This window comes from Streptomyces sp. NPDC060209 (assembly GCF_042728155.1).
In the GTDB taxonomy this organism is placed as follows: domain Bacteria; phylum Actinomycetota; class Actinomycetes; order Streptomycetales; family Streptomycetaceae; genus Streptomyces.
Window position 1 is genome coordinate 19,781 of the sequence record NZ_JBHWZS010000087.1, and the last position, 9,757, is coordinate 29,537.

The window sequence follows — 9,757 nt, forward strand, 5'->3', positions numbered from 1 at the left end:
AGGCAACGCGTGGGTCAGAAGCGACGGGTGATCAGCGCGCGCTTCACTTCCTGGATCGCCTTGGTGACCTCGATGCCACGCGGGCAGGCGTCCGTGCAGTTGAACGTCGTGCGGCAACGCCACACACCGTCACGGTCGTTGAGGATCTCCAGGCGCTGCTCGCCGGCCTCGTCACGCGAGTCGAAGATGAAGCGGTGCGCGTTGACGATGGCCGCCGGGCCGAAGTACTGGCCGTCGTTCCAGAACACCGGGCACGAGGACGTGCACGCGGCGCACAGGATGCACTTGGTGGTGTCGTCGAAGCGCTCGCGGTCCTCGGCGGACTGCAGGCGCTCACGCGTCGGCTCGTTGCCCTTGGTGACGAGGAAGGGCATGACGTCGCGGTAGGCCTGGAAGAACGGGTCCATGTCGACCACGAGGTCCTTGAGCACCGTCAGGCCCTTGATGGCCTCGACCGTGATCGGCTTCTCCGGGTTGATGTCCTTGATCAGCGTCTTGCAGGCGAGCCTGTTCTTGCCGTTGATCCGCATCGCGTCGGAGCCGCAGATGCCGTGCGCGCAGGAGCGCCGGAAGGTCAGGGTGCCGTCCTGCTCCCACTTGATCTTGTGAAGGGCGTCGAGCACACGCTCCTTCGGGTCGATCGAGATCTGGAAGTCCTGCCACTGGACCTCGTCGGAGACCTCGGGGTTGAAGCGGCGGATCCGGAACGTGGCCGTGATGTACGGGGTGTCGGCGAAGCCCGCCTCGGCCTTGTCGGTCTTGTCCAGGGTCGGGGTAGCCATCAGTACTTACGCTCCATCGGCTGGTAGCGGGTCGTGACGACCGGCTTGTAGTCGAGCCGGATCGACTCGGTGCCGTCGTCCGCGACCTCGCGGTACGCCATGGTGTGGCGCATGAAGTTGACGTCGTCGCGGTTCGGGTAGTCCTCGCGGTAGTGACCGCCGCGGGACTCCTTGCGGGCCAGCGCGGAGGTCGCCATGACCTCGGCCAGGTCGAGCAGGTTGCCCAGCTCGATGGCCTCCAGCAGGTCCGTGTTGAACCGCTTGCCCTTGTCCTGGATGGACACGTTGAGGTAGCGCGCCCGCAGTTCGGCGATCTTGTCGACCGCCGTCTTGATGGTCTGCTCGGTGCGGAACACCATCACGTTGGCGTCCATGCACTCCTGCAGCTCCAGGCGGAGCTCCGAGACACGCTCGGTGCCCGTCGAGTCGCGCAGCCGCTCGACCTGGTCCTGGACCAGCTGTGCCGGGTTCTCGGGAAGCTCGACGAAGTCGTTCTTCGCGGAGTACTCGGCCGCGGCGATGCCCGAGCGGCGTCCGAAGACGTTGATGTCGAGCAGCGAGTTGGTGCCCAGGCGGTTGGCTCCGTGCACGGAGACACAGGCGACCTCGCCGGCGGCGTACAGGCCCGGGACGACGGTGGTGTTGTCGGCCAGCACCTCGCCCTCGACGTTGGTGGGGATGCCGCCCATGGCGTAGTGCGCGGTCGGCTGGATCGGGATCGGGTCCGTGTAGGGCTCGATGCCGAGGTACGTACGCGCGAACTCGGTGATGTCCGGGAGCTTCGCGTCCAGCTGCTCCGGCGGGAGGTGCGTGAGGTCGAGGTAGACGTGGTCGCCCTCGGGGCCGCAGCCGCGGCCCTCGCGGATCTCCGTGTAGATGGAGCGGGACACGACGTCACGGGACGCGAGGTCCTTCATGACCGGCGCGTACTTCTCCATGAAGCGCTCGCCGTCCTTGTTGCGGAGGATGCCGCCCTCACCACGGGCGCCCTCCGTCAGCAGGATGCCCATGCGCCAGATGCCCGTCGGGTGGAACTGGAAGAACTCCATGTCCTCCAGGGGCAGACCGCGGCGGTACGCGGCGGCCTGGCCGTCACCGGTCAGGGTGTGGGCGTTGGACGTCACCTTGAAGAACTTGCCGGTGCCGCCGGACGCGAAGATGATCGACTTCGCCTGGAAGACGTGGATCTCGCCGGTCGCCAGCTCGTAGGCGACGACGCCGGCGGACTTCTTGACCCCGTCGACGTCCTGGAGCAGGAGGTCGAGGACGTAGAACTCGTTGAAGAACTCCACGCCCTCCTTGACGCAGTTCTGGTACAGCGTCTGGAGGATCATGTGACCGGTGCGGTCGGAGGCGTAGCAGGAGCGGCGGACCGGGGCCTCGCCGTGGCTACGGGTGTGACCACCGAAGCGGCGCTGGTCGATGCGGCCCTCGGGCGTGCGGTTGAACGGCAGGCCCATCTTCTCCAGGTCGAGGACGGCGTCGATGGCCTCCTTCGCCAGGATCTCGGCGGCGTCCTGGTCGACCAGGTAGTCGCCGCCCTTGATCGTGTCGAAGGTGTGCCACTCCCAGTTGTCCTCCTCCACGTTGGCGAGCGCGGCGGCCATGCCGCCCTGCGCTGCGCCCGTGTGGGAGCGGGTGGGGTAGAGCTTCGTCAGCACGGCGGTGCGGCTGCGCTTGGTCGACTCGATGGCCGCGCGCATGCCGGCGCCGCCGGCGCCGACGATGACGGTGTCGTACTTGTGGATCTGCATGGTTTTCCTCTGGTCCCTCTGTCCCGGCGCCTAGCGGATGTTCGGGTCGAAGGTGAAGATCACCAGCGTGCCCAGCAGGACGGTGAACACCGTGGCGGTGTACAGGAGCATCTTCAGCCAGAAGCGGGTGTTGTCCCGTTCGGCGTAGTCGTTGATGACCGTACGGAGGCCGTTGGCGCCGTGCAGCATGGCGAGCCACAGCATCGCCAGGTCCCAGATCTGCCAGAACGGCGAGGCCCAGCGGCCCGCGACGAAGGCGAAGCCGATCTTGGACACGCCGCCGTCGAGCACCAGCTGGATCAGCAGGTGACCGATGACGAGGACGACCAGCACGATGCCCGACAGGCGCATGAAGAGCCAGGCGTACATCTCGAAGTTCGTGCGCGAACCCTTGGGGGTCTTGCCCGTGCGCTTGCGCGGGGGCTCGATCACCGGAGCGGGGTTGTCGATGTCGTACAGGCTTACCGACTCGACGTCGCCGATCGCGGAGGAAGGTGTCTCGGTGGACATTGGCCTCAGCTCCCGAAGACTTCACGTACGGCGTGACCGAGGACGGGATACAGGGCCCCGACCATCAGCACGATCCAGATACCCAGGACGGCCCAGAGCATCTGCTTCTGAACGCGCGGGCCCTTGGACCAGAAATCCACGGCGACGATACGGAGACCGTTCAGCGCGTGGAAGAGAATCGCGGCCACCAGGCCGTATTCGAGAAGCGCGACGAGCGGTGTCTTGTATGTGGCCACGACGTCGTCGTACGCCTCGGGGGAGACACGCACGAGAGCGGTGTCCAGGACGTGTACGAACAGGAAGAAGAAAATGAGGACACCGGTGACTCGATGAGCCACCCAGGACCACATGCCTTCCCGGCCGCGGTACAGCGTTCCAGCCGGCACGGAAGAACCCTCCGGGAGCGGGGATTGGGGTCGGCCGGCTTGACTGTCGGTCTGACCCGGCCGGGTACGGTCCACCGGCCCTGGCCATCGTAGCGACGCTTTGTCGGTTCCATGGCGGCGGGGCCTCTGGTGTGATCAAAGCGGCAGTCAAACAGGCACGGACGGGCTACCGGGGGTCATATGCCACCGGGGGGAACGGGTCGGGCGCCAGGCCCGCCTCCGTCACCAGCTCGATGATGCGGCCCCGGGCGAGTCGTCGCATCTCCTCCGCGGTCAGGGAACGCTCCTCGTCCGGTTCGTGCGCCAGCCGGGTACGGATGGCGGCCAGCACCTGGTCGACGTGCTGGGAGGGGCGCAGCCCGTCCAGGCAGATCACGAACGCATGGCCGAACCGGCTCTCGTACGCGGCGTGCGCGGCGCGCAGCGCGAGGTGGGCGGCACGGGGCGCGTCATGGTGCAGGCAGGGGGCGCTCTCCGCGGCGAGCGCCTCGGCGAGATCGGCGGGCCCGAGGTCGTACCCCGCCTCGTCGGAGGCGGCGAGCAGCGTGTCCAGGTCCGGATAGGGGCGGTGGGCGGCAAGCCGCTGCGCCCAGCGGCGGCTGCCGCAGCACTCCAGCAGGGCGGCCTCGGCCAGGTCCCGGGGCCAGTTGTTGAAGCGGCCGAGCCCACTCGAGTGGGCACTCCGGCGTGCACTCACGGACACTGGTTCCGGAACGGGGGCCTCCACCGGGGCCTCCCGAAGGGCCGGGGCAGGGCCCCGGTTCTGGACGGGAACGGCCGTCCGTCCGGCCTGCTGCGGTGGTTTCGGCAGGTCGGCGTGGGACGACTCGCTGGACCTGGACAGCGGGACTCCTCGAATGAATGACATCTGTGACCCTGGAGAGGGGTCGGAGAGCGACGAGGTTGCGCGGGGTGGGAGTGAGGACTGGTTCCTGTGTGCTTTCACGCTAGCGAGACCGGACGGCGCGCAACCGAAGGATGCGAGAACTTCACCCGGACGGGAGAGTTTCGGAACGCTTGATGGACGAATCAGCGGGGGAAGTGCCCGGCTTTCTCATGTTCTTTGACCTGTTTCTCCCCCGATCCGGAGGTTTCTGACCGATGTCACCCTCACGTGCACCTCTGGTGGCCGGCGCCGCCGTCGCGGTGGCAGCCGCCGTCACCCTCACCGTCGTCGTCTGGCCCGAGGGCTCCGGCCCCGGCACGCAGAACGGCGCGTCGGCCTCGGCCCGCACATCCGCCTCACCGTCACCCACCCGGAGCTACCCGCTCTCCACGACGCCGCAGTCGGTACCCGCGGTGCGGGAGCACACCGCCGCACGCGGGCCCGGCTGGAAACCGGCCAAGGACAGCGCGGTCGTCGCGGCCGACCCCGAGCTCGCCGACGAGGCGAAGCTGCTCGCCGGGGAGCTGAAGATCGGCTACCGGGGCGAGAAGTCCCCCCGGTCCGGTGACGTCGAGCTGGCGCTCGCCGCCTCGGGCAAGGGCGACCCGGAGTCGTACACCCTGAAGGCCGAGGACAACCGGGTCACGATCAGTGGCCCCGGCCAGGCGGGCGTCTTCTACGGGACCCGCACCCTCAAGCAGTCGCTGAAGGCCGACAGCACCGTGCCCGAGGGCGTCGTCCGCGACACGCCCGACAGGCCGCAGCGCGGGCTCAACCTCGACATCGCGCGCAAGCACTACTCGGCGGACTGGATCGAGGACCGGCTGCGCGAGATGGCCGACCTCAAGCTCAACCAGCTCGGCCTCCACTTCTCCGACGACCAGGCCTTCCGGATCGAGTCCGACCTGCACCCCGAGGTGGTCTCCGAGGAACACCTCACCAAGGCCGAGGTCCGCCGGATCCTGAAGCTCGCCCAGAGCCTCCACATCACGGTCGTCGGCGAGATCGACTCCCCGGGACACCTGGGTGCCGTCCTGCGCGTCCACCCCGACCTCCAGCTTCGCAACACGCAGGGCGTCGCGCGGGAGGGTGCGATCGACATCTCGAAGCCCGAGGCGGCAAAGATCGTCGACGACCTGCTCAAGGAGTACGCGGAGCTCTTCCCCGGCGACTGGTTCCACGTCGGCGCGGACGAGTACCAGGCGCTCACGGTGAGCGATCCGGCGGCTTCCTACCCGCAGCTGGCCTCGGCCGCACGGGAGAAGTACGGCGACGACGCCACCATCCAGGACCTGGCGGAGGGCTGGCTGAACGACCGCGCCGCGGTCATCCGCAAGGCCGAAAAGATCCCCAAGGCGTGGAACGACGGCTTCTTCAGCGGCGGGACGGTCACCGCCGACAAGGGCATCGAGGTCGAGTACTGGACGGGCAAGGAGATCGGAGCCCGGCCGCCCCAGGACTACCTGGCCGAGGGCCGCAAGGTGGTCAACCTCAACGACGAGTACCTCTACTACGTGCTCGGCGAGCCCAACGACTTCACCTACCCGACGGGCAAGCGGATCTACGAGCAGTGGACCCCGTTCGTCCTGCGCGGGACCGAGCCGGTGGCCGAGCGCTACTCGAAGCAGATCCTGGGCGGCCGGTTCGCGGTCTGGGGCGACTTCCCGAACGCGCAGACGCAGACGCAGGTGGCGCAAGGGATCCGGATGCCGCTCAACGCGGTCTCCCAGAAGCTGTGGGACCCGCGGGAGCCGAAGCTGACCTGGGCACAGTTCACCGCTCTGGCGGACAAGGTCGACTCGTCGGACTGATCCGAACTCCAGGGCGAGCGCGCGGCCCTCGGCGTGACCCCGCTGTCCGCCCCGTCGTCGACCGGTCCGGCATTCGTCCGAGTTGACCCGTTCTCGCGCTTCCCGCGGCGCCGGGAGGGAAGAATGGCAGCCCGGACCGCGGGGGGAGCACGACGTGGGTTTCTGGGGCTGCTATCTGGTGGGCCGCAGCGGTGAGCCGCTCATCGGCCACCCGGCGCTGCGGGACGCGCGCGAGCGGCTGACGCTGCGTGAGTACCGCGCGGACGGGTGGCAGGTCTGGTCCCACCCGACGGAGCCCTCGCTCGGCAGCATGACCGCACTCGCCGACGCCGCACGGGCGCCGGTACTCCTCGGGTTCGTCATGGACGGCGTCTGCGTGGCCGTCGAAGCGGCGGCGCCGCACAGCGGGTCCTGGTACGCCTGCCTCGGCAGGGCGCCGATGGCCGCGCACCTCGACCTGGACGGCTCGACGCTCGAGGACCTTTTCCTGCCGCCCGAGGACGCGGCGGCGCGGGCCGTCCGGTGGGCGGCCGAATCCGGCCGGGGAGTTCTCGAAGGGCCGCTGCTCGAACTGCTGCGCATCGAGCAGCCCGAGTGGTCCGGAGAGGAACTTTTCTTCGCTTTCCTGGACCGTCTGGGCATCGAGAGCCTGTCCGACTGAGTCCCGCTGTGATCTCTCGTGTCGGAAGAGTGACGCTTTTCAGCCATCTGGCGCTGTACGCGGTAACGGGAAGCGGTGCGCTCCCGAGGACCGATGGACCGATGGGGGAGGCGTCGATGAGTCTGCTGGAGCTGATCGCCCGTGCCGACGAGCGAGGTCTGGCCGCGAGTGGGGTCGCCTGTCTGGACCGCTGCCTTCCGCTGTCGGAGGGCGGGGGCGATCCGGAGCCGCTGCGCCCGCTCTGGGCGGGCTGTGGGAGCGGAGCGGAATGGGCCGCCCGGCTCGACGCCGCACACGCGGCGCTGGAGGGTGCCGCGGGAAGCGACGACACGACGGCCCGTGTCCGGGCGCTGCTCGGCACGGCGCCCCGGGACTTCGCCGCCGGACCGCTGCGCGTGTGGGCGGACGCCTGCTCGCTCCTCGCGCTGGACATCCACCGCGCGTTCGACCTCCCGGCCGGCGGCGCGGAAAACTCTGAGGACTGCCGGGTGGCCGGGGCGGCGGGCGGTGGTCCGCTGGTCGCGGGAGAGTTCCGCCGCCAGACCGAGATCCTTGAGAGCCTCGCGGAGACCGCCGGAACTGCGGGCGACGGAACGGGGCTGCGCCGGGTCCTGGACCTGTCGACCGAGGGGCGGCGGGTGCTGCGCGCGGTGATGTCCCGCCGCGCTCGCGGCCGTGGCCGGCCCGGCGACGTATCCCCGAAGTGACGTCATGACGCGAAGGGGACGACGACCGGGGCCGCCACCCCCCACAGGAGAGGCCCCGGTCGTCTTCCACAGGGCCGCAGAGCGACCCCGTACTCATCTCAGCGCCGCGGGTGCGTTTTCTGTCACACCGCTCTGGGTCAGGAGACAGTTGCGGGTTGTACAAGTCATGGACGGGGCACCGTCCGACCACGTAGCGTGCTGAGTCGCGCAGGGTGGCGCAGTAGTGGTGACCAGCTACGATTCGGATCAGCAGGGCGGGTTGAGGGAGTGCTGGGGGACGACGCGGAGCTGACCGCCGCGGTGCTCGCGGCACAGGACGGGGACGAGGACGCCTTCCGGACTGTGTACCGCGCTGTGCACCCACGGCTGCTGGGCTACATACGGACACTGGTCGGTGAGCCGGACGCCGAGGACGTGGCGTCCGAGTCCTGGCTGCAGATAGCGCGTGACCTCGACCGGTTCAGCGGTGACGCCGACCGGTTCCGCGGCTGGGCTGCCCGGATAGCGCGCAACCGCTCGCTCGACCACATACGGATGCGGGGCAGGCGCCCCGCGATCGGTGGCGACGAGAGCGAGCTGGAGGGCGAGGCCGCCGAGTCCGACACGGCGGGCGAGGCCCTGGAGTCACTGGCGACGGGACGCACCATGTCACTCATCGCGCAGCTGCCGCAGGACCAGGCCGAGGCGGTCGTGCTCCGTGTCGTGATCGGGCTCGACGCCAAGAGCGCGGCCCAGACCCTGGGCAAGCGCCCCGGTGCGGTGCGCACCGCCGCCCACCGCGGACTGAAGCGGCTGGCGGAGCTGGTCGGCGCCGACCACGGCCCGGAGGATGATGTTCCGGCGGTGGGCGCGGAGCTCGGAGCCGTACCCGCGCAACGCCCCGGCCGCCAGGGGGCGGTGGCGCCCGCCGGTGTGACGCATTCGCGTCCGTGGACGCAGAGGGACATGTGATGGCCGACGAGCAGCACGAGTGGCTTGACGCGGACGCGGCGGAGCTGTTGCTCCGTGGCGAGTCCGTCGAGCCCGTCGGCGATCACGCGAGAACCGAGGCCCGACGGCTGGAGGCCGCGCTGCTCGCGCTGCGCGCCCCGGGCCCGTCGGGTGACGAACTTCCCGGCGAGGCCGCGGTGATGACCGCTTTCCGTGAGGCGTCCGGGGGCGGGAAGCGGGCAGGTGCGGCGAGTCCCACCGGACTCGCCGGACAGCAGGACGCCTTGCACAACGTAAGGATCGGGGCGGCGCCCACGGCCCCGCTCCGGCGGCGCCCGCGCTGGACCCGTCCGGTGCGCTACGGTCTCGCCGTCTCGCTCGCCGGGTGCGCGCTCGGCGGGGTGGCGGTCGCCGCGGGAACCGGCATGATTCCCGCGCCGTTCGGCGGCCACGGCTCGCCGGTACCGGCCACGTCCGTCTCGGCGGCCGCGTCTCCCGAGGAACTGGGCGCCGAGGTGCCCGACGCGGGTGAACCTTCGCCCCTGCCCTCCGTCCCGTCCCGCTCGCCCGGTCCACCGGCCGCCTCGGACGTGCCGGACGCCGGTACGCCCGAGGGCGACGGGCGGACCGGGCAGGACGGCGGCGGCGCTGCGGACCGCGAGGACGGCGACCAGGACAGCGGCACCGGTGGCACCCAGGACGGCACGGACGGACGCCAGGTACCCGAAGGGTCCGCGGCCGAGGTGTACAGGAAGTCGGTCAAGGCATGCCGCGACCACCGTGAGGGCGCCCTGAGCCAGGAGGAGGAGCGCCGGCTCCTCGGCCTGGCGGACGGAGAGGCCAATCTGGACCGCTTCTGCGACCGCCTCCTGGGTGCGGACGACCGTAGCGGCGACGGCCCCGGCGACGACAAGGACAACGGCGGCGACAAGGACAACGGCGGCGACAAGGGCGGCGACGGCGAGGGTTCCCTCCCCTCGATCACCTTCCGGACGCCGTCCGAGGAGAGCACGCGGGACGACGCGGCGCAGGGCGGAACGGACCCGCGGCCGACGGCAGTACCCACCGCGAGCTCGTTGTCCACGCCCTCCTCGACAACGCGCTGACCTGCGCGAACGAATCAGCTGTAACGTTCTTCGGCGATCCGGCGCAGTAGTGAGTGCCGACTGGTCATCGGCCGCGTAATGAGCCGGGGTTCCCCCCGTACCTTCGGCTCAGCGCATCTGGCGCGGGGGGGGGCCGGTAACCCCGGGCCCGACGCCCCCCCCCAAAGGGTGAAAGAGAAACCACAGAAAATATATCAGAATGCCGGCGACCACCAGGGGGTGGG

Annotated in this window: 10 protein-coding genes; 5 read left to right on the forward strand and 5 right to left on the reverse strand. The window is 69.9% G+C overall.

Annotated features, from left to right (window positions below):
• Positions 1-14: 14 nt before the first annotated feature.
• The 5 genes from ACFWFI_RS18625 to ACFWFI_RS18645 all read right to left on the reverse strand — a co-directional run bounded on the left by ACFWFI_RS18625 (position 15) and on the right by ACFWFI_RS18645 (position 4,159).
• Positions 15-782 (reverse strand): succinate dehydrogenase iron-sulfur subunit, encoded by a 768-nt coding sequence (locus ACFWFI_RS18625; protein ID WP_387391136.1) that lies wholly within the window; start codon positions 780-782, stop codon positions 15-17.
• Positions 782-2,536, reverse strand: coding sequence for a succinate dehydrogenase flavoprotein subunit (sdhA, locus tag ACFWFI_RS18630; protein WP_387391139.1), 1,755 nt, complete (start codon positions 2,534-2,536; stop codon positions 782-784). The genes ACFWFI_RS18625 and sdhA overlap by 1 nt, the downstream gene beginning before the upstream one ends.
• Before the next feature lie 30 nt (positions 2,537-2,566).
• Entirely contained in the window at positions 2,567-3,046 is a 480-nt protein-coding gene (locus ACFWFI_RS18635) for a succinate dehydrogenase hydrophobic membrane anchor subunit (RefSeq protein WP_387391141.1), read from the reverse strand.
• Between the two features lie 5 nt (positions 3,047-3,051).
• Positions 3,052-3,432: a succinate dehydrogenase, cytochrome b556 subunit gene (gene sdhC, locus ACFWFI_RS18640; RefSeq protein WP_387391144.1), complete on the reverse strand. Its 381-nt coding sequence runs from the start codon at positions 3,430-3,432 to the stop codon at positions 3,052-3,054.
• A 166-nt stretch (positions 3,433-3,598) separates the two neighbouring features.
• Positions 3,599-4,159, reverse strand: coding sequence for a 2-oxo-4-hydroxy-4-carboxy-5-ureidoimidazoline decarboxylase (locus ACFWFI_RS18645; RefSeq protein WP_387391157.1), 561 nt, complete (start codon positions 4,157-4,159; stop codon positions 3,599-3,601).
• A 374-nt stretch (positions 4,160-4,533) separates the two neighbouring features.
• Between ACFWFI_RS18645 and ACFWFI_RS18650 the strand changes: the two genes are divergently transcribed.
• From ACFWFI_RS18650 to ACFWFI_RS18670, 5 genes are all read left to right on the forward strand, one after another.
• Complete coding sequence (locus ACFWFI_RS18650; protein WP_387391146.1) at positions 4,534-6,129, forward strand: beta-N-acetylhexosaminidase; 1,596 nt, start codon at positions 4,534-4,536, stop codon at positions 6,127-6,129.
• Between the two features lie 154 nt (positions 6,130-6,283).
• Positions 6,284-6,790, forward strand: a complete 507-nt coding sequence (locus tag ACFWFI_RS18655; RefSeq protein WP_387391148.1) for a hypothetical protein — start codon at positions 6,284-6,286, stop codon at positions 6,788-6,790.
• Positions 6,791-6,906: 116 nt separating this feature from the next.
• Entirely contained in the window at positions 6,907-7,497 is a 591-nt protein-coding gene (locus tag ACFWFI_RS18660; protein WP_387391150.1) for a hypothetical protein, read from the forward strand.
• 267 nt (positions 7,498-7,764) lie between these two features.
• A complete protein-coding gene (locus ACFWFI_RS18665; protein WP_387391152.1) occupies positions 7,765-8,448 on the forward strand; it encodes an RNA polymerase sigma factor in 684 nt (227 codons plus the stop codon).
• Positions 8,448-9,533 (forward strand): hypothetical protein, encoded by a 1,086-nt coding sequence (locus ACFWFI_RS18670; RefSeq protein ID WP_387391155.1) that lies wholly within the window; start codon positions 8,448-8,450, stop codon positions 9,531-9,533. The genes ACFWFI_RS18665 and ACFWFI_RS18670 overlap by 1 nt, the downstream gene beginning before the upstream one ends.
• The last annotated feature ends 224 nt before the right edge of the window (positions 9,534-9,757 follow it).